The 21,913-nt window shown below is 36.1% G+C and carries 17 protein-coding genes; all 17 read left to right on the top strand.

The window, feature by feature from the left end; all coding sequences use genetic code 11:
* The first annotated feature begins 10 nt into the window (after positions 1-10).
* The 17 genes from AQ616_RS16930 to celB all read left to right on the top strand — a co-directional run bounded on the left by AQ616_RS16930 (position 11) and on the right by celB (position 21,545).
* Positions 11-355, top strand: a complete 345-nt coding sequence (locus AQ616_RS16930) for a hypothetical protein (protein ID WP_069686354.1) — start codon at positions 11-13, stop codon at positions 353-355.
* 249 nt (positions 356-604) lie between these two features.
* Positions 605-895 carry an Asp-tRNA(Asn)/Glu-tRNA(Gln) amidotransferase subunit GatC gene (gene gatC / locus AQ616_RS16925; RefSeq protein WP_011065172.1) on the top strand — a complete coding sequence of 97 codons (291 nt, stop codon included), beginning with the start codon at positions 605-607 and terminating at the stop codon, positions 893-895.
* 16 nt (positions 896-911) lie between these two features.
* Complete coding sequence (gatA, locus tag AQ616_RS16920; protein ID WP_069686353.1) at positions 912-2,378, top strand: Asp-tRNA(Asn)/Glu-tRNA(Gln) amidotransferase subunit GatA; 1,467 nt, start codon at positions 912-914, stop codon at positions 2,376-2,378.
* A complete protein-coding gene (gene gatB / locus AQ616_RS16915) occupies positions 2,378-3,808 on the top strand; it encodes an Asp-tRNA(Asn)/Glu-tRNA(Gln) amidotransferase subunit GatB (protein WP_069686352.1) in 1,431 nt (476 codons plus the stop codon). Before gatA ends, gatB begins: the two co-directional genes overlap by 1 nt.
* Positions 3,809-4,029: 221 nt before the next feature.
* On the top strand, positions 4,030-4,947 hold the full coding sequence (locus AQ616_RS16910) for a diacylglycerol kinase (protein ID WP_069686351.1): 918 nt from the start codon (positions 4,030-4,032) through the stop codon (positions 4,945-4,947).
* Between the two features lie 115 nt (positions 4,948-5,062).
* The gene (rlmD, locus tag AQ616_RS16905; RefSeq protein ID WP_069686350.1) at positions 5,063-6,442 is read left to right on the top strand and encodes a 23S rRNA (uracil(1939)-C(5))-methyltransferase RlmD; all 1,380 of its coding nucleotides are present in this window, start codon (positions 5,063-5,065) and stop codon (positions 6,440-6,442) included.
* A gap of 340 nt (positions 6,443-6,782) precedes the next feature.
* Positions 6,783-7,637: a formate/nitrite transporter family protein gene (locus AQ616_RS16900; protein WP_069686349.1), complete on the top strand. Its 855-nt coding sequence runs from the start codon at positions 6,783-6,785 to the stop codon at positions 7,635-7,637.
* 391 nt (positions 7,638-8,028) lie between these two features.
* On the top strand, positions 8,029-9,093 hold the full coding sequence (locus tag AQ616_RS16895) for a M42 family metallopeptidase (RefSeq protein ID WP_017795920.1): 1,065 nt from the start codon (positions 8,029-8,031) through the stop codon (positions 9,091-9,093).
* 22 nt (positions 9,094-9,115) lie between these two features.
* Positions 9,116-10,708, top strand: a complete 1,593-nt coding sequence (locus tag AQ616_RS16890) for a glutathione ABC transporter substrate-binding protein (RefSeq protein ID WP_069686348.1) — start codon at positions 9,116-9,118, stop codon at positions 10,706-10,708.
* A gap of 485 nt (positions 10,709-11,193) precedes the next feature.
* Positions 11,194-12,474 (top strand): extracellular solute-binding protein, encoded by a 1,281-nt coding sequence (locus AQ616_RS16885; protein WP_069686347.1) that lies wholly within the window; start codon positions 11,194-11,196, stop codon positions 12,472-12,474.
* 60 nt (positions 12,475-12,534) lie between these two features.
* The gene (locus AQ616_RS16880; protein WP_069686346.1) at positions 12,535-13,410 is read left to right on the top strand and encodes a carbohydrate ABC transporter permease; all 876 of its coding nucleotides are present in this window, start codon (positions 12,535-12,537) and stop codon (positions 13,408-13,410) included.
* 12 nt (positions 13,411-13,422) lie between these two features.
* On the top strand, positions 13,423-14,295 hold the full coding sequence (locus AQ616_RS16875) for a carbohydrate ABC transporter permease (RefSeq protein WP_017795924.1): 873 nt from the start codon (positions 13,423-13,425) through the stop codon (positions 14,293-14,295).
* 31 nt (positions 14,296-14,326) lie between these two features.
* Positions 14,327-16,060: a cache domain-containing sensor histidine kinase gene (locus tag AQ616_RS16870; RefSeq protein WP_069686345.1), complete on the top strand. Its 1,734-nt coding sequence runs from the start codon at positions 14,327-14,329 to the stop codon at positions 16,058-16,060.
* Positions 16,061-17,617 (top strand): response regulator, encoded by a 1,557-nt coding sequence (locus AQ616_RS16865; protein ID WP_069686344.1) that lies wholly within the window; start codon positions 16,061-16,063, stop codon positions 17,615-17,617.
* Positions 17,618-17,639: 22 nt separating this feature from the next.
* Positions 17,640-19,079, top strand: coding sequence for a glycoside hydrolase family 1 protein (locus AQ616_RS16860; protein ID WP_017795927.1), 1,440 nt, complete (start codon positions 17,640-17,642; stop codon positions 19,077-19,079).
* Between the two features lie 59 nt (positions 19,080-19,138).
* The gene (locus tag AQ616_RS16855) at positions 19,139-20,044 is read left to right on the top strand and encodes an ROK family protein (protein ID WP_069686343.1); all 906 of its coding nucleotides are present in this window, start codon (positions 19,139-19,141) and stop codon (positions 20,042-20,044) included.
* A 184-nt stretch (positions 20,045-20,228) separates the two neighbouring features.
* A complete protein-coding gene (gene celB, locus AQ616_RS16850; protein WP_069686342.1) occupies positions 20,229-21,545 on the top strand; it encodes a PTS cellobiose transporter subunit IIC in 1,317 nt (438 codons plus the stop codon).
* Positions 21,546-21,913 lie beyond the last annotated feature (368 nt).

Below are 21,913 nucleotides of genomic sequence, written 5' to 3'. Positions count from 1 at the left end.
GGGAAGTTTGATGAAAAAGTTATTAGTAGGATTAGTTTTAGGTGCCCTTCTTGTCACAAGCTCTCTTTTTACTCATGATATTACGGGGCAAAGTAACACAGGTGATAGAACTAATGAAGTAGCAGTAGATTTATTACCAGGAGTGTTAAAATCAGGTAATGAAGTAGCAGTAGATTTGTTACCAGGAGTGTTAAAATCAGGTAATGAAGTAGCAGTAGATTTGTTACCAGGAGTATTAAAATCAGGTAATGAAGTAGCAGTAGATTTGTTACCAGGAGTGTTAAAATCAGGTAATGAAGTAGCAGTAGATTTATTGCCAGGAGTACTAAGCACAGGTTCTACTTCACAAGTTTAATTTTTAAATATTAACACATGTTTTTTTACCCTATACAAATGACAGATTTCCTGAGACGGTGTGGAAACCAGTTTCAGGTATTTTTTTGTTCATTTTTAGAAATAATGTATGTCATTATTAAATTAAATAATTATGGCTAACTAGAAGATTTGCCTTTAATAAGCTATCTTTGCTATTATCAATAGTGTTATAATAAGGGAATGAAAAAATTGTAGATACATGTTAGAAAACATATAGGAGGTACTTATAATGGCAGAGATTTCAAAAGATCAAGTGAAGCATGTTGCTCACTTAGCTCGTCTAGAGTTAGACGATGAAGCTGTTGAAAAGATGTCGGACGAGTTGAGTGCGATTATTGATTTTGCTGAACAATTAAATGAACTAGATACGGATTCTGTAGAACCGACTACACACGTACTTAATCTTAAGAATGTAATGCGAAAAGACGAACCGAAGAAATGGATTAGCCAGGAAGATGCATTGCGTAATGCTCCTGATCATAAAGATGGTCAAATTCGTGTTCCATCGATATTAGAGTAGGGAGGAGAAAATCATTATGAGTTTATTTGATTACACGATAAAAGAATTAGAAGAAAAGCTACATAACAAGGAAATTACCGTTGAAGATCTTGTGAAAGAATCATATCAACGTATTCATGAAGTAGATCAAGAGGTCCATGCTTTTCTTACATTAGATGAAGAAAAAGCGTTAGAAAAAGCGAGAGAACTTGATCAACTCGAAGATAAAACAGGTATCTTATTTGGTATGCCTGGTGGTATTAAAGATAATATTGTAACGAAAGGGCTTCGTACAACTTGTGCAAGTCAGTTCTTAGATAATTTCAATGATCCTTTGTATGATGCGACAGTCGTTCAACAACTACAAAAAGAAAACATGGTCGCTGTTGGTAAGTTAAATATGGATGAATTTGCAATGGGTTCCTCTAATGAGAACTCTGGTTATGAACCAACACGTAACCCATGGAATATAGAGCACGTACCTGGTGGGTCTAGTGGTGGCTCTGCTGCTGCAGTAGCTGCAGGAGAAGTGCTATTTACATTAGGGTCTGATACTGGTGGTTCGATTCGCCAACCAGCAGCATTCTGTGGAGTAGTTGGAATGAAACCAACGTACGGTAGAGTTTCTCGTTTTGGATTGGTTGCCTTTGCTTCTTCTCTTGATCAAATTGGACCAGTTACTCGTACAGTAGAAGATAATGCACGAGTGCTTGAAGTTATTGCCGGACATGATCAAATGGATACAACAAGTGCGAATGTAGAAGTTCCTTCTTATACAGAAGCATTAAAACAAGATGTAAAAGGGCTTAAGATTGCAGTACCAAAAGAATATCTTGCAGAAGGTGTATCTAAAGAAGTAAAAGACGCAATTATAGAAGCGTTAAACGTATATGAATCCATGGGTGCTACATGGGAAGAAGTTTCTTTACCGCACTCTAAATATGCACTTGCAACTTACTATTTACTTTCATCTTCAGAGGCCTCTGCTAACTTAGCACGTTTTGATGGGGTACGCTATGGTGTGCGTTCAGAGAATGCAGATAACATGATTGATATGTTCAAAAAATCCCGTAGTGAAGGCTTTGGAGAAGAAGTGAAGCGTCGTATCATGTTAGGAACCTTTGCGCTAAGCTCTGGTTACTATGATGCTTACTATAAGAAAGCACAAAAAGTACGTACATTAATAAAAAATGATTTTGATAAAATTTTAGAGGAATATGATGTTATCGTTGGACCAACAACACCAACTCCAGCATTTAAAGTCGGAGAAAAAACAAGTGATCCATTAACGATGTATGCGAACGATATTTTAACCATTCCAGTTAACTTGGCTGGTGTACCAGGAATTTCTATTCCATGTGGGTTTTCTTCAGAAGGATTACCTATTGGGTTACAAATTATCGGTAACTATTTCGATGAAAGTACAGTATACCGCACTGCATACGCATATGAACAAGCAACGGAACATCACAAGAAAAGACCTCAACTTGGAGGTGCAAAATAATGAATTTCGAAACAATTATAGGTCTAGAAGTACACGTAGAATTAAAAACAAACTCAAAGATTTTTAGTCCAAGTACAAATGAATTTGGTTCTGATCCGAATACGAATGTGAACCCAATTGACTTAGGCTATCCAGGTACATTACCTGTACTAAATGAAGAGGCAGTTAACTTTGCAATGAAGGCTGCAATGGCTTTAAATTGTGAAATAGCAACAGATACAAAATTTGATCGTAAAAACTATTTCTATCCGGATAATCCGAAAGCTTATCAAATTTCTCAATTCGATCAACCAATTGGCGAAAACGGTTGGATTGAAATTGAAGTAAATGGTGAGAAAAAGAAAATTGGCATCACACGCCTACATTTAGAAGAAGATGCTGGTAAATTAACGCACGGTGAAGACGGATATTCCTATGTAGACTTTAACCGTCAAGGTACGCCGTTAATTGAAATTGTATCGGAACCAGATATGCGTTCTCCAGAAGAAGCATATGCATATTTAGAAAAACTAAAAAATATCATTCAATATACTGGTGTTTCCGATGTAAAGATGCAAGAAGGTTCTTTACGTTGTGATGCGAATATTTCTTTACGTCCAATTGGACAAGAAGAATTTGGTACGAAAGCGGAATTGAAGAACTTAAATTCTTTCTCTTATGTTCAAAAAGGATTAGAGTTTGAAGAAAAACGTCAGGAAAAAGAATTGTTATCAGGTGGAGAGATTCTACAAGAAACTCGCCGTTATGATGAGAAAACAAAAGAAACAATTCTTATGCGTGTAAAAGAAGGTTCGGATGATTATCGTTATTTCCCAGAGCCAGATTTAGTCCCATTATATATTGATGAGGAATGGAAAGAACGTGTAAGAAGCGAGATTCCTGAATTACCTGATGCTCGTTTAGAACGTTATATTAATGAGCTTGGGCTTTCTGCATATGATGCCAATGTGTTAACAGCTTCCAAGCAAATGTCTGATTTCTTTGAAGAAGCAACTGCACAAGGCGCTGATATGAAGCAAGTTTCTAACTGGTTGATGGGTGAAGTATCTGCTTATATGAATAAACACTATAAAGAATTAGATGAATTGGCAATCACACCTGAAGCACTTGCAAAAATGATTAACTTAATTGAAGATGGAACCATTTCTTCTAAAATTGCTAAAAAAGTATTCGCAGAGCTTGTAGAAAATGGTGGCGATCCTCAGAAAATTGTGGAAGAAAAAGGGCTCGTACAAATTTCTGATCCAGAACAACTTAAACAGATTGTGAACGATATATTGGATGAAAATGAACAGTCCATCATTGATTTTAAAAATGGAAAGAACAAAGCAAAAGGCTTCTTAGTGGGACAAATTATGAAAGCAACAAAAGGACAAGCAAATCCACCATTAGTAAATAAAATTCTTGCAGAAGAACTTAATAATCGCTAATACTCTAAGAGAGGCTGTCATTATGAATTAATGGCAGCCTACAAAATTATCGAATATCCTTTTCAAACTATAAAAAAAGGACTATGATATTGGGTAGGCATGATTATTAAGATCGATATCAAGAAACCTAGGAGATACTTCTTCAAAAAGTAAAACACCCAAGGGTTCTCCGATATATATGATAAAGTTTCTATCTGTTGAACGTATGGGGAGGAAATAACATGAAAAAGGCCCGAATCATCTATAATCCAACTTCGGGACGCGAAGCAATAAAAAGAGCTTTACCGAATATACTTGAAAAATTAGAAGTTGCTGGTTTTGAGACATCTACACATGCGACAACATGTGAAGGAGATGCTACGGAAGCTGCAAAAATAGCTGTGGAACGCAGATATGATTTAGTTATTGCAGCTGGTGGAGATGGAACGATTAATGAAGTAATAAATGGACTAGCAGAACAAGAACATCGTCCACAATTAGGAATTATCCCGGCCGGTACTACGAATGACTTTGCACGAGCTCTACATATTCCTCGAGATATTGACAAAGCAGTTGATATTATTATCGAAGGAAATACAATGGAGCTTGATATTGGTAGAGTCAATGATGATCATTATTTTATTAATATTGCTGGTGGAGGAAAATTAACGGAACTCACATATGAGGTTCCTAGTAAATTAAAAACGCTCCTTGGTCAGCTAGCTTACTATATAAAAGGTATTGAAATGCTCCCATTCTTGAAAGCAACAAGAGTGAAGATAGAATATGATGATCAGGTCCTAGAAGACGATATTATGCTGTTTCTTATTTCCAATACAAATTCTGTAGGGGGATTTGAGAAGCTTGCCCCAGATGCAAAATTAAATGATGGGTATTTCGATCTTCTAATCTTAAAGAAAACAAATCTTGCAGAATTTATACAGATCGCAACTTTAGCTTTACGCGGGGATCATTTTAGAAGTAAAAATATTATCTATACACAAGCAAAGCATATAAAAATATCAAATGAAGAAAAAATGCAATTAAATATCGATGGAGAGTATGGCGGATTACTCCCCGGAGAATTTTTAAATCTGCGGCAGCATATTGAATTTTATGTGCCGAAGGACTTTATAGAAGCACAGGAAGACTTGGATTAAAAGTCTTCCTTTTGTATGTTTAGAAGTACAAAAAAGATGGGATTCTATTCTTGAGACGGCGCTTATGGTAGAATAATTATTTAAGACGAATATGGTAATAAAAAGGAAGAATGTTATGGCAAAAACGAAGCCTCCAGTAAATAAAAATGAAATATATACACTTACCTTCGAGGATTTAACACATGAAGGGAACGGTGTAGCAAAAATAGAAGGATATCCGTTGTTTGTACCGGATGTTTTACCAGATGAAGAAGCGAAAGTAAAAGTAGTAAAGATCAACAAGAACTTTGGATTTGGGAAATTACTTGAACTAACGAAAACAAGTTCCCATCGTGTAGAACCTACATGCCATGTACATTGCGGTGGATGCCAATTACAACATATGAGTTACGATCTACAGCTTCAAATGAAGCAAGATCAGGTGCATAATGTGATGAAGAAAGTAGCTCATCTTGATCATGTGCCGGTACATCCGATATTAGGGATGGAAGAACCATCGCATTACCGAAACAAAGTACAAATTCCTGTAGGAGAGAAGAATGGAGAAGTGATTGTTGGCTTTTATCAGAAACGAAGCCATCGAATTCTTCAGAATCAAGATACTTGTCATATTCAAGATGAAGCAATTAATGAGGTATTACCTTTCACTCGACAATTGATGAATAAATATGGCATCCAAGCTTATGATGAAAAATCTCATCGAGGTCAACTCCGCCATATTATGGTTCGTGTTGGACACCATACAAAAGATATTATGATTGTATTTGTGACGAAAACGTCCAAGTTCCCGGAAAAGGATCGAATTATTAAGGAATTAACAGAACAATTTCCTCAAGTGAAATCGATTGTTCAAAATGTGAATGATCAACGAACGAATGTGGTACTTGGTAAAAAGACAAAGGTTCTTTGGGGAGAGAATTATATATATGATAAAATTGGGGATCTTACATTTGCGATTTCCCCTAAATCGTTTTTCCAAGTAAATCCTATTCAAACAAAGGTCTTATATGATAAAGCATTAGAATATGCCAATATTGATAAGGACGATGTAGTGATTGACGCGTATTGCGGTATCGGTAGCATTTCCTTATTCTTAGCTCAAAAAGCAAAGAAAGTATATGGCATTGAAGTCGTTCCAGAAGCTATAGAAGATGCGAAAATGAATGCAGAGATAAATGGGATGAACAATGTGGAATTTTCTGTTGGACAAGCAGAAAAAGTGATGCCGAAGTGGAAAGAACAAGGATTAGATCCGGATGTCATTGTCGTCGATCCGCCTCGAAAAGGATGCGATGTCGATTTCTTAGAAGCAATGATTGCAATGAAACCAAAACGTATTGTCTATGTTTCTTGTAACCCTTCCACATTAGCTCGTGATCTTCGTATATTAGAAGATGGTGGTTTTGAAACAAAACAAGTACAACCTGTTGATATGTTCCCTAGCACAAATCATGTTGAGTGCGTAGCGGAATTGACTCTAAAGTTGTCTAACTAAAATAAACTCTTGCTAGTCCGACCCTGATTTCGTAAAAATAAACATTTGCGAAATCGGGGTTTTTTTAATACTATCCAGGTGTTTACCCCAATAAAATTTCAATGTTTTCCCACTCTTAGAACCACCAAAAACCACTGGAATCTACCGCTATCATTTCAATGATTATTTTTAATAATAATCCAATAAAATTACTAATCATTTTTATCCGAACAACTAGCTTTGTAAAAAAGCGTGAATAAATGATTATTCGGGTACATATATTGATAGACTTTTCAATGCAGTCGAAGATATAAAAACTTGTCCCATTTAACATAGAGTTAATGAAATTAGGAGGATATATATGACTGATAATAATAACAAAGAATCTTCAAACCAGACAAATGAAACGAAAGAGATCCCAGAAAGGCAATTTTTATTTCCAGTCCAGGTAATGCAGTCGTTTAGTAATAAAGGAAAAGAACACCTTGATACAAATACTCCTTCGCAGTTAGTCCTTGCTTTAAAAGCAGGTTCATTTATGACCTTTGGTGCTGTATTTTCTGTATTGTTAGCCATTGGTGTGGATGCAAAAGGACTAACATATATTTTACAGGGGATTGGCTTCACTGCAGGTTATCTAATGGTATTTATGTCACAATCAGTATTGTTTACGGAAGTTAATGTTCTTTTGCCAACATCTTATTTACAAAAGTCTTATTGGAGAAAGCATAAGTTTATCAAATTTTGGGCTGTCGCATATGTTGGCAATCTTATAGGTGCGTTATTTGTGGCATTATTAATAATTATTTCAAACTCTTTAACACCTGAATTTTCAAAAGAGCTTGAAACACTAATCTCACATAAAATGAAATTTACCGAATATGGATGGGTAGGCTGGTTCCAAGTAATGCTGTCAGGAATTTTAGCCAATTGGCTTATCGGTATGGCTACATTTCTAACAACATCTGCTAGGGACTTAGCAGGTAAGATATTAGGAACAGCCCTTCCCGTTATTTTGTTTGTGGCAGGTAATTTTCAACATAGTGCGGCAAATATGGGGTATTTTAGTTTAGCGATTTTAACAACTGGTAACTATGCGTGGCATGATTATATATTGTTAAATTTAATCCCAGCCAGTATCGGAAATATTATTGGTGGAGCTATATTCATCTCCTTGTTGTTCTTATATGCTTTTCGGAAAGAGATGCGAGGTTAAACAAAAATTTATACTCCTCTATAGACTGAAGGCGTGTGACGTTTAATTCCTCTCTTTTTTTAGCGCTTTTATCTACAATGTACAACTAAATAAACCTTTGCTCGTAAAATAAAACAATTGTAAAATCACCCTGATTCCGTATAAACATTTGCGAAATCGGGGTTTTTGTGTTTATGGAATAGTCTTGGTTGAGTCAAATGTAATACGACAGAGAAATCCTAAACCAATAAGATAATAAAAGATGAATTTGTCGAATTTTCAATATAAATGTAAAAAATATATTGATTCTAAATAAAGAGAGGTATAGAATTAACAGTAATTATCTAAATATGTAGACAAATTACGGTTTTCTATTAATTGTGATAAGGACTATAGAGAAAGGGATGAAATAATGGACAATCTTGTAAGGCAACTGAGTGAATTAAACGGTCCTTGTGGCTATGAACAAGATGTTGCTTATTTTATTAGAGACTATGTAAAGGATAAAGTGGAAAGTGTAGAAGTTGATGCAATGGGGAATGTAATTGCAAGGAAAAAAGGTGGCAAGCCGGGTCCGGTAACACTTATAACAGCTCATATGGATGAGGTCGGTTTTATCATAAAGAAAATTGAAAATAATGGATTATTACGTTTTGAAAAATTGGGTGGCCATGATGATCGTATTTTGCTGGCACAGGCTGTGAAAGTGCTAGGTTCAAAGCAAGAGCTTGATGGTGTAATCGGGACGATGTCTGCACATTTTGTGAAATTTGACGATCCAAAAAAAGTACGACCACACGCTAATTTATACATAGACATTGGAGCAACATCGAAACAGGATGCCCTTAAAATGGGAGTAGAGGTAGGAACACCTGTTACATGGGCTACTAAGAGCAGGTTTATTGGTCCTGAAGATAAACAATTGATTGTTGGAAAAGCACTTGATGATCGGGCAGGATGTGCCGTACTTTTATCCGTATTAGATGAGATTGACAAACAAGAATTTGCAGGAGAAATTGTTTTCCTTTTCACGGTACAAGAGGAAGTGGGATTACGTGGTGCACAAACGGCAATTAATGGTTTGGAAGATGTAGACGTAGCTATTGCAATTGATACGACTGCTGTAAGTGATACACCTGAAGAAACGATGGATCAAAGTCTTTTCCTTGGCGATGGGACTGGGATAAAGGTGTTGGATTTTAGCTTGATTGTACAAAAGAGCATATTGGAAGAATTGAAAAAAATCGCAGCCCAAGAAGAAATTATACATCAGATGGAAGTTTTTCCTGGGATTGGAACAGATGGGGGAGCAGTAGCTCTAGCCAATAAAGGTATACCAACAGGAGTGCTATCCATTCCTTCCCGTTATGCACACTCTCCTGTTGAAGCAATCAGTTTATCCGATCTAATTGCAACGAAAGAATTAGTGAAAGCATTTATATTCAATTTAACCGATAATACCAAATTTACATTTTAATACATAATGGAGGAAGATCAGCATGACAACACGTAAAATCTTAGCTGCACTTATCGTAACATTTGTGTTCAGTTTATTGCTTGCTGCCTGTGCCAGTGAGCCAGAAGAAAATAGTGAAAGTAATTCAGAAGAAGGTGGAAGTCAGGACGGTGACTTAGTAATTGCTAGTCAAGCAGATGCAGTATCACTAGATCCTCATGCAACAAATGATACACCTTCTGCAAATATTCGTATTAATATTTTTGATAATTTGGTTACACAAATTGAAGATATGGAACTGCAGCCTGCTCTAGCAGAAAGTTGGGAGCAAGTAAATGATACAACATGGGAATTTAAGCTTCGAGAAGACGTCACTTTTCATGATGGTTCCGTGTTCAATTCAAACGTAGTAAAAGCAAATATCGAACGTATACTTGATCCTGATATTGGGTCACCAGTAGCATTTATGTACGATATGATAACAGAGGTTCAAGTGGTTGATGATTATACGGTACGCTTTAAGACAGAATATCCTTTTGCCCCGTTGCCAGCTCATTTAGCACATCCGGGTGGACAGATGGTGTCGCAGGAATTAATTGAAGAGGATTATGCAGCAATGGAAAATGGGGAAGATCCAAGCAATGTAATTAATTCAAATCCAGTGGGTACTGGTCCTTTTAAATTTGAGAATTGGCAAACTGGTGAATCCGTTAAGCTAGTGAAGAATGAGGGTTACTGGCAAAAGCCAGCAATGCTCAATTCAGTTACCTTTAAAGTAGTTTCAGAGGATTTGACTCGTATCTCTGAATTATCTACGGGTGATTCTCATATTATTACACCTTTAAGTCCATCCGATGTTGCAGAAGTTGAAAATACAGATGGAATGAAGGTACAGCGCCAGGAAAGTTCTTCTTTAGCTTATATAGGTTTCAATATGGAAAAAGAACCATTTGATGATGTGCGTGTACGACAAGCAATTTCGATGGCTATTAACAAAGAAGAAATCATTAATGGAATTTATGAAGGAGCTGGAATCCCAGCCAAGGGACCAATTGCACCAGGGATTTTTGGTTATGATGAGCAACTAAATGGATTGGAATACAATATGGAAGAGGCAAGGGCATTGTTAGAAGAAGCTGGTTATCCAGATGGATTCTCTGCAACGATCTGGACGAATGATGATCGCCAACGGATTGATACAGCAACAAATGTTCAGGCTCAACTTGCCGAAATTGGAATCGATTTAGAGGTTGTAACAATTGAATGGGGCGCGATGCTTGATCAAACTGCCAATGGAGAACATGAGATGATGGTATTTGGTTGGACAACTGTTACCGGTGATGCGGATAATGGCATGTATCCACTTTTCCATTCTGAAAATGTTGGATCAGCAGGAAATCGCACATTTACAGTAGATAAAGAATTGGATTCGTATTTGCAAGAAGCGCGTCAAACGGCTGATTCAGAAAAACGTCTAGATTTATATAGTAAGACACAGGAAAAGCTAGTTGAGCTTTCTCCATTTGTATACTTACTTCACCAAGAATATTTACTTGGAGTTCGTGATGAAGTGAAGGGTCTGACCCAGTTGCCAACGCAGTTACTGCAATTGAAAAATGTTTCTTTAGAAGAATAAATATTATAAAAGTCTGATGTCCACTGTTTTATATGGATATTGGGCTTTTTTAGTGGTTCTAGAGAAAATCAGATTCTACTGGTTCACAACTTTAAATGAAAACGCTCAATCATTTCCTCCTTAAACCGGAAATAGGTTAGGTTTAGTTAAAAAATGGTATCAAATAAAATATAACTATAGAAGAAAAAGCTTTATATACAGGAAGCGAGCAGATGATGACAACTTGGTCACTCGGTTATCCCCCGAGGCAGTTAGTCACTTAAGAATGAACCCATAAGCATAGTCCAAGCTATTTCACTCATATTCAGAGCCCGTCGGTAACAAACAAGCCTGAAACAAGCGGAAGCGGGATTTGTGTTTTTCTAAAGTGGTTATTTTTTAAAATATCTGTATTTTTTGGATATTTTTATAGAATTATAGGATATCAAGAATATAGGTGAATTGCTACAATCTTTGTAAGCGCTTAATAAATGAGGGGGAATATGATGAAAACGATTAAGCTTTTACTGCTGGGTGTAGCAATTACTTTTATTCTTGCAGCCTGTGGGGACAATGAGGAAGCACAATCCGAGGATGGGGTGATTGAGCTAACTTTATGGAATGATTGGACAGAGGATCGACCTGAAAATACAGTGTACAAAGATATAATAGAAAAATTCAATGAACAACATGAAGACATTCATATTATTAACGAAAGTATTCCACATGATGATTACGAGATAAAGTTGCGGACACAGGCAGCTGGTAATCAGTTGCCGGATATGATGCGTGTCTGGCCAGGGACTCGTGTTCAACCATTAGTTGAAGGTAATGCACTGCTGCCTTTAAATCCGATTATTGATCATTGGGAAGGATTGATTCCTGAAGAGATTTTACAGGATTATGCAGTAGATGGAAATTATTATGCTATTCCATCTAATATTAGCGAAACAAGCTTGATTTTTTATAATAAAGCAATTGTGAGCGAAGCTGGGTATGATGAATTTCCAACAACTTATGATGAATTTAAAAGTTTAGTAGAGGAATTGAAATCAAATGATATTACACCAATTTCTCTTGGCAATAAGGCGATTTGGCCATTGCAATCTGTATTTATTTCAGGAATTGCGGATCGTTACACAGGAAGTGATTTCCTGGGAAATGTTCTAAATGGTGATGGTACGTTTGAGGATGAACAGTTCATTAATGCTTTATCTGTAATTGATGAATTGACCAAATTAGAAGCGTTTAATGAAGATATGAATACAGTAGATGAGGCTCAATCAAGAAACGAATTTATTAAAGGATCTACTGCAATGCATTTTGCAGGTTCCTGGGCAATCGGACCAATAATGGACAGTGTAGAGGATGTGGAAAATATCGGCGTTGCTGCGTTCCCTTCTTTTGAAGGTGGTGAAGGAGACCCATCTAAAATTTCTGGAGTTGCTGGTGGTGGAATTGCGGTTAATAGTAATTTAAGTGAGGCGGAACAAGAGGCAGCATTTGAGTTTCTTAAATTTTACTATAGTGAAGAGCTGTTCCAGCAGCTTGTTCAGGCAAATATAATTGTACCCGCTGATGTAGAAATGGATGATAGTATCCCGCAAGTGTTTAAGGATGCAAATAGCATGGCTCAAAATGGGTTATCACCTGTTTATGACGCGACATTAACACCTGAATTAACTGACATTATTAATAATGGTCTCCAATCAATAACACTTGGTGATAAAACACCAGAAGAGCTTGCTGCAGAAATGCAGGCAGAATGGGATAAATCTAATGAGTAATCAATTAATTTACAGGTTGCCGGTTTTACTGACAACCTGTGAAAATTGGAGTGATAGAAGATGCAGCTAACGCGTAAAAGCAAAGCAGCGATCATCATTGGGTTACTTCCAGCTTTTCTTATCTATGCTGTTTTTGCTATTTATCCAATCCTTCAATCATTTTATTACTCATTAATGGAATGGGATGGATTTACCGATATGACCTTTATTGGTCTTGATAACTTCAGAAATCTATTTGAAGATCCCCTGTTCTGGAACTCAGTCAAAAATAATCTTTACGTTGTTTTTGCTTCTGTTTTAGGTCAGGTACCAATAGCACTATTCTTCGCGCTTTTACTGAACCGTAAGATTAAAGGAGTAAAGTTTTTTAGAACAGTTGGTTTTCTTCCAGTAGTCTTATCAACGGTTGTAATTTCTTTAACATGGAGCCTTATTTATAATTCTCAGAATGGAATGCTGAATGAGTTTTTGCGCAGTATTGGTCTTGGATTCATGGCGCAAAATTGGCTTGGTGATACGAAATGGGTTATGATTGCCGTTTTAGTTACCGTGGTTTGGCAATTCGTTGGGTTGTACTTAATTATTTTTCTGGCGGCATTACAAAACGTGCCGACGGAAGTACTGGAAGCAGCTAAAATGGACGGTGCTTCAGAATGGACGACCACGTTCAAAATTACGATACCGATGATATGGGATACGATTATTGTGGCAGTTATTCTATGTATTTCTGGAAGCTTGAAGACATTTGATCTAATTTATGTGATGACGAATGGTGGTCCAGCCCATTCATCAGATGTTATGGCGCTCTATATGTTCCATGAGACATTTAATAACCTGCAATATGGGTACGGTAGTGCAGTTTCTGTATTTATCTTCTTCTTTAGTCTCATTTTAATTTTTATAGTTACGAAATTACTAGGAAAGAAAATGATATGAGGAGGGGTGTAAATGGAGTCCACTGTGACTACTAAAAATAACCGACGGACCAATGGAACGATAAAAAAACGAATATCAAGAATTATCATCTATACCTTGCTTGGCTTATTCGCAATTGTGAATGTTTACCCGATTATCTGGATGGCGATCAACTCTTTTAAGTCTGAACAGGAATTTACGGTGAATCAGTTTGGTTTTCCAAATGAATTTATATTGGACAATTATGCAAATGCATGGGAAATCGCTAATCTTGGTGTGTTGTTCAAAAATAGTATATTCGTCTGTGTCACAGCAACAGTCGTCACCGTAATTATTGGAGCATTGGCATCGTATTTCTTAGCTAGATTCAAGTTTAGATTTAATAAGATTATGTATACATTTTTTATATTCGGTTTATTAATTCCGATTCACGCTACGCTCGTTCCGATGTTTATTCTGATGAAAAATCTCGGATTGCTTAATACTGAAATTACACTATTATTTCCGTATGTGGCTTTCCATCTGCCAATTACGATATTTATTTTAACAAGTTTTATGAAAGCTTTTCCAAAGGATATTGAAGAATCGGCAATTATGGATGGTGCTGGAATATTCCGGATCTTTTGGTCGATAATCCTTCCTATGTCCAGACCAGCAATTGCTACGGTTGTTATTCTTAATTTCATCTATAACTGGAATGAGTTTTCTTTTGCATTAGTACTAATTAATGATCCAGAGTTGCAAACATTGCCACTTGGATTAGCGAATTTTGCTGGGCAATTTACAACCAACTATGGGGCACAGATGGCAGGATTAACGATGTCATTAGTTCCGATTGTCATCTTCTATTTATTTATGGAGAAAGAGATTGTGAATGGAATGACTTCTGGAGCCGTAAAGGGTTAATGAAGAAATAAATGCTAAAGGACTAGGTTGGATGAAGAGATGGGGATTAAAGAGGAAGTTCATTACATTTTTTCTTGCATTAATGATACCGATACTGTTTGTTAGTTTATTAATCTATTATCAAACAAGTATAGCATTGAAGAATCAAGCAATAGAGGAAGCAACGGAAAGACTAAGCAGAAATGAACAAAATTTATTGACCGTATTTTCAACAGTAGAAGCGATGTCGTCCTATATGATTTACGATCGTAATTTCCGGAAAATTTTTATCTCCGAAGAGCATGAAATGTATCAACCCGAATACCAAGAGGCTATGGAAGTTATTAAAGGCTATTTTACATTTCAGCTAATATCTAATCCATATATTAATTCCATTTTATTAGAAGGAAGAGATGGGCATTTGGTGAAACATGGAGAACCAGTTACTGGGGAAGAAGAGGAGTTGGATAAAGTCGCCAAGGAATCGAAAGGAAGTCCAGTATGGAGTAATCCCTATCAAGTGAAAAGTGATTGGAATGATGATAAAAATGTAATCAGCTTAACCAGAATAATTAATGATATGAACAATATCAGTGAACAAATCGGAATCGTACGGATACGACTTGATCAAATGGAATTGTATAACCAAATTGAGGTGCCGTCTCAACAGAGTGATTATTTTATTGTTTCTGATAAAGGGGATGTCATCTTACATCCGGATGCAGATCTGGTCGGTAAGCAATTTCCAGACACAGGTTTGATTAAATGGGTCATGGATGGAAAGGAGGAATCATACAGCTATCAGGATGGAGAAAGCCATTTTGTAGTAGTAAAAAATCAACTTACGAATACCGATTGGTTTTCTGTTACTGCCATCGATGAAGATAGGCTTGCAGCGGATTTAACAGAAGTTCGAGCATTGATCGGGTATCTAATTGGTATCCTTCTTCTTGCAGGTATGCTGTTCTTTATCTTCTTTTACCATTCCAATATTAAACGAATAGTAGAATTGACTAAACAGACAAAGCAATTGGAAAATGGAAATTTTACTGCAAGTGTTCATGTGGACTCCGACGATGAGATTGGGAAGCTAGGGTACCGTTTTAATAAGATGGTTAAAACCATTCAGAAACATATTGATACAGAGTATCGATTAAAAATAAAGCAGAAGGAATCAGAGCTAAAAGCCTTGCAAAATCAAATAAATCCACATTTTCTCTATAACACACTTGATATGATCCGTTGGAATGCAAGACTGGAAAACGCACCAGAAACTGGTCAATTGATAGAACGACTTTCCAAAATATTTCGCATGAATCTAAATAATGGAAAATCCTTGGTAAAGTTTGAGGAAGAAGTGGAATATAGTCAGGCTTATCTCGAACTACAAAAGAAACGATTAGGTGAAAAACTCGATTATCAAATTGTGATGGAGGAGCAACTTAAAGGCTTTTATGTTATGAAGCAAATGATTCAACCTTTAATAGAGAATAGCATTCAGCATGGTTTTAAGAACCTTCCGAAACAAGGGATTATTCGAATTCATTATTATCGTAATGAAAATCAAGCAGTAATTGATGTTATCGATAATGGTTGGGGATTTAGTGAACACAAGAAGAATGGTCAACTGCGTGCTGGATATGCTTTGAAAAACCTAAACGATCGGATCTCGATTGTTTTTGGAGAACCTTATGGGCTTTCTATTTTGGATCCAGATGAAGGTGCATTCCTTCGCATGATCCTTCCGCTATTAAATGAGGATAAATCAAAAGAATTAGGTGATTAGATGTCGTCATACAGAATATTGATTGTCGATGATGAACCGATAATTCGATTAGGTCTTCAGCAAACTATACCATGGGGAAAATATCAGATAGACAAGGTCGAGATAGCTTGTGATGGATTGGATGCCATTCGAATAATAGACGAGTTGGGCGGTATCGATCTTGTCTTATCTGATGTCCGCATGCCGAACATGGATGGATTACAATTAGCATCCTATTTACACAAAAACCATCCACAGACAAAAACTATGCTAATTAGTGGATATGATGAATTCGCATACGCAAAAAAAGCAATCCAGTCAGGTGTGAAGGATTACTTATTAAAGCCAGTGGACATAAATGAACTGGAATCTAAAGTGAATACCCTTGTAAATGAACTCGAAGAGGAACACAATGTGAAAAACGAAAGTAGACAAAAGGAAATAAAGAATACAATTTTTCAACAGGTTTATCATTTTCCAGAAGATACTGTAAACCCTAATAGATATCTAGATAACAAGATTTACCCATTTATCAGTACGGTAAAAGAATATGATAAACAAACTGCTCATCTATCTGAACAAGGTCTAGCATCCTTTAACGAACAATGGAAGGACACAATTGAGCAGACGACGAAAATGCTTGGGTTTGACACTGTATCGATTTTTGTTCATTGCAATCAATTACTTACCTGTTTGATACAACCAATAGATTCTGAAATTAATCCAATCCAGGTAGCTGAAATAATCAAGGACAAACATTCCTTTTCTTTTATATGGAGCGATTCGGTTATTAATGTGATGGATTTAAAAAACAAATATAATCAGCTAAAAACAGTCTATGACTATTTACCGTTAATTAGAGAACATGATGTTATTTTCTCCAATTATCAAATGGACCGACCTGATATGCAAACTTATCCGTACAAAATAGAGAAGGAATTGATAGATACATTATTTCACAGGAAACCAATACAACATAACCAAGTAGGAAAAAAGATAACAGACTTATTTGACTATTTTCGAAGTCATTCATTTTTACTTCAAGAAGTACAAGAGGTATGTAGCCATATGCTGAAGGTAATTATGAAAGAATATGAGGCACTACTTGGGGAAATATCTGTAAAGTTAGATTGTCATTTCTTAAAAGAACTGGATCTCATTCTTTTTAATTCCTATTCTTCAATACAGTATTTATTTGAACAGGATTTGGAGCTAATTATCAAAAAGCTAGCTCATCATAAGATTGAAAAAGCAGATTGGCTCATTAAACAGGCAGAGGAATACATCAAGGAATATTTCCGTACGACAATAAAAGTTCAGGAGGTTGCGGATGTCATAAATGTATCATCCAATTATTTTAGCACCTTATTTAAACAGAAGACAGGAGAAAACTTCAATGAATATGTCAACAAATTAAGGGTAGACGAGGCCAAATCATTGCTCATAAATACCCCTTTTAAAGTAAGTGAAATTTCAAGACAAGTAGGCTTTCAGGAGTATAAATATTTTGTCAGTGTGTTTAAGAAGTTTTCTGGATTGACTCCAACAAATTACCGGAAATTAACTGCAATTGAATAGAAGCTACAAAGGAGGAGTTTGAATGAAAAATGTAACAATAAAGGTGCCGAGTAATTTTATGCTAGGGGCAGCAGTTTCGGCTTGGCAGACAGAGGGATGGATAGGAAAGAAGGACTCCCAGGACTCTTATTTGGATATCTGGTATAAAAACAATAAACATGTTTGGCATAACGGGTACGGTCCTGCCGGAGCAACGAATTTCTATCAACGTTATGAGGAAGATATTCATTATATGAAAGAAATAGGATTAACCCATTTTCGGACATCGATTAACTGGTCACGTTTTTTAGTAGATTATGAGAATGCTACTGTTGATGAAGAATATGCAGCATATATGGATAATGTTATTGAGAAATTAATCCAAAACGGTGTAGAGCCAATGATCTGTCTGGAGCATTATGAAATTCCAGCTGTTTTATTTGAAAAATACGGTGGATGGGAATCAAAGCATGTAGTGGAATTATTTGTTCAATATGCTAAAAAAGTTTTTGAACGGTATGGAGACAAGGTAAGGAACTGGTTTACCTTCAATGAACCCATCGTAGTTCAGACTCGCGTTTATTTAGATGCTATTCGCTGGCCATTTGAACAGAATACAAAAAAATGGATGCAGTGGAACTATAACAAAGTATTGGCGACAGCCAAGGTAGTAAGATTATTCAAAGAGATGCAACTTAAAGAAAAAAATGGAGCAAAAATAGGTGTCATCTTAAATCCTGAGGTCACCTATGCACGTTCAACTGCCGCACATGATCAACAAGCAGCAAAGATGTACGATTTGTTTTTCAATCGTGTATTTCTCGATCCCTCGATTAAAGGAGAATATCCGGAGGAATTATTTGATGTAATGAAGAAACATGAGATTACATTTGATTATACAGAAGAAGAGTTAGCTTTGATTAAGGATAATACGGTTGATTATGTCGGGTTAAATCTATATTTTCCACATCGAGTTAAAGCACGTACAGCTGTGTGGAATGAACAGACCCCATTTCACCCTGCGTATTATTATGAAATGTTTGAACTTCCGGGAAAGAAAATGAATCCCTATCGTGGATGGGAAATATATCCGCAAATTATGTATGATATGGGAATTCGGATGAAAGAGGAATATGGCAATATCGAATGGTTTATTGCGGAAAATGGGATGGGAGTAGAAAACGAGAAAAGATTTAAAGATGCTTCTAATATAATTCAGGATGATTATCGAATCGAATTTATTCGTGAGCATTTGAAATGGTTATTAAAGGCAGTAGAAGAGGGCGTAAATTGTAAAGGTTATATGCTCTGGGCATTTACCGATAATGTATCACCTATGAATGCTTTTAAAAATAGATATGGATTAGTAGAAATTGATTTGGAAAATAATCGTAATCGTCATTTGAAAAAATCTGCTTATTGGTATAAACAGCTAATAGAATTGAGGGAATTTGAAGCGGAAAATGATGAGAATTTCAAATAGGAAAGCAAGTAATCTTTACTAGCAGAAGATTTATAGATAAATCATTAAGGGGTGGATAAATGGACAGGTATTTAGCGTTCGATATTGGTGGAACCTTTTTGAAATATGGAGTGGTAGCTGAGAATATGACAGTGGTAGAAACCAATAAAGTGAAGACTCCAGATTCATTGGAAGGATTATTACGTACTATGGAGGAGATCTCACATTTGAATAACGAAGTGAAAGGAGTGGCGGTGAGCTGCCCAGGAGCAGTTTCGCCAGAAGGAATTATAAAAGGTTCTAGTGCACTTCATTATTTACATGGGCCAAATATAAAGCATTTAATAGAAGACCGACTAAACGTACCTATTTTTATGGAAAATGATGCACACTGTGCTGGCTATGCAGAATTTTGGAAAGGTGCCGCAAAAGGAAAGAAAGACGTACTTGTTATGGTGCTTGGAACTGGTATTGGTGGTGCTGTATTTAAAAATGCGGAGCTCCATAAGGGAGCAAATTTGCACGGTGGTGAGTTTGGCTACATGCTTTTGAACTCGGATATTCATGATAGTAATGATGTGTGGAGCAGAGTAGCTTCAACAAAGGCATTAGTGAGAGTGGTCGCCGAACGAAAGAACATTGCTGTGGACTCCCTTTCCGGTGAACAAATTTTTAGCATGGCAGAGGCTGGAGATGCGGATTGTTTGCAAGCATTAGATAGATTTTATCATCTATTAGCAGTAGGCATTTATAATCTCCAATATATTTACGATCCGGAAGTTATCTTACTTGGTGGGGGCATTAGCGCTAGAGAAAATTTAATAGAAAAAATTGATGAAAAGCTGGACGGAATTTTGGCAGTTGTGGATTTAGCGAAGGTCAAACCTAAGATAGCAGCTTGCAAGTTTAAACAAAATGCTAATTTATTAGGTGCTGTATATGGCTGGTTGAAAGAATTTAATCGTTCAAAGGTTGCTTCTATTTAATTGATTGCTGCTGGTTAAATTTTAATAGACGCTTTGAAGCGAAGTTTGTGGAAACAGGATGATTATGGAGTAGATGAATACAAAAAATCGTGAGTCTTAATCACTTTAATGGATGATTATAATCATATCGTGGTCAGAACTAGATTTACTAGTTTAAATAAAAGATTTACAAAGGGAGTTTAAAATGGAAAACAGCAAATTTATGCATTTTATGGAACGGTTCTTTTTACCTATTGCAGATAAGCTCAATAACAATCGTTACTTAGGTGCTTTGCGTGATGGATTTATGGTAGCATTGCCTATCATTATCTTTGGATCAATTTTTGTCGTTATTGCTAATATCCCATTTTTAGATCAATTACTAAGTGAAGATGCTTACAATGCATATAAAGATGCACTCGGACCAGCATCAGCGGCTACGTTATCAATAATGGGGATGTTTGTTATTGTTGGAATTGCCTATAAACTGACAGCCTATTATGGTGGAGACGCTATTTATGGTGGAGTTACTGCATTAGCATCCTTCCTCATTTTGACACCTCAAGTACTAGAAGATGTCACAGGAGTAATTCCGACATCAAGTTTAGGAGCGGAAGGACTGTTTCTTGGAATCTTAACGGCATTTATTTCGACAGAGCTCTTTCGATTTTTTGTACAAAAAAATTGGATGATTAAAATGCCACCAGGTGTTCCAGAAGCAGTATCAAGGTCGTTTAGTTCTTTAATTCCAATTTCGTTTACATTGTCTATATTTTTGTTAATTCGTATTCTTTTTAGCATCACACCTTTTGAAACGATACAAAACTTTATTTATTCTGTTATCCAAGAACCAATAACAGCATTGGGAAGCGGATTGCCTGCAGCGATCATTGCAGTCCTTTTAATCCAAGTTTTTTGGTTCTTTGGTTTACATGGTCAGATTATCGTTAATTCAATAATGGATCCAATTTGGATGACGTTGTCTTTAGAAAACTATGAAGCATATCAAGCAGGAGAAGAAAGACTGCATATCGTAAACAACCAATTTATCGATACGTTTATTGTCGGAATGGGCGGATCAGGAATGACGATGGCAGTTATCCTTGGTCTATTTATAATAGCTAAAAGTAGACAATTAAAGCAGCTCGGTAAGATTGGTGGTCCGCCTTCGGTATTTAATGTAAATGAACCGATTATATTTGGGTTACCAATTATTCTTAATCCGCTAGTTTTAATACCTTGGTTATTAGCACCAGTTATTATTACAATTGTTACTTATTTTTCCATGTCGATAGGTCTTGTTCCTGTTTCTACTGGAGTACATGTACCTTGGACGACCCCCATCTTCATCGGTGGGATGCTGACAACAAATTCGATAGCTGGTGGAATTATGCAGTTAGTGAACTTAGTAATTGTTACGCTTATTTGGATTCCTTTCCTAAAACTTTTGGATAAGCGGTATTTTAGTGAGGAATTGGCAGGTGCGAGTAAGGAAATTGCAGCTGGTAAAGATAAAGGATGATTGGTCTTGCTTAAGAAAACTATGGGGAAGACTAATCTTTTAATTGTATAACGAAAAAGAAGAGAATAGCCCTGCGTTACAGCAGGGCTTTTTAGCATAATAGTAAATAAGTTTTCTGGTGGTTATGTTGTTCATTGTTTTTAGTCTATTACAGTTCCTTGTAATTTCGTATAAAAGAATATTTTTATATATGAATTTTGACATCTTTTTCTTAAATACTTTTACAACTATAAGTAAAAGGAAAAATATGAAGGTAGGTTTCGCATTTATCCAATGTACTTTATAATATAGTAGTGCTCTATCCAGTCGCAATAGTGGCGATTATTGGAAGGGTCTATTTGAGGCAATCCGTTTGTTTAACGTGCGGA

This window comes from Oceanobacillus sp. E9 (genome assembly GCF_001741975.1).
Taxonomy (GTDB): domain Bacteria; phylum Bacillota; class Bacilli; order Bacillales; family Amphibacillaceae; genus Oceanobacillus; species Oceanobacillus kimchii.
This window is presented reverse-complemented; position numbering and strand designations above follow the sequence as displayed.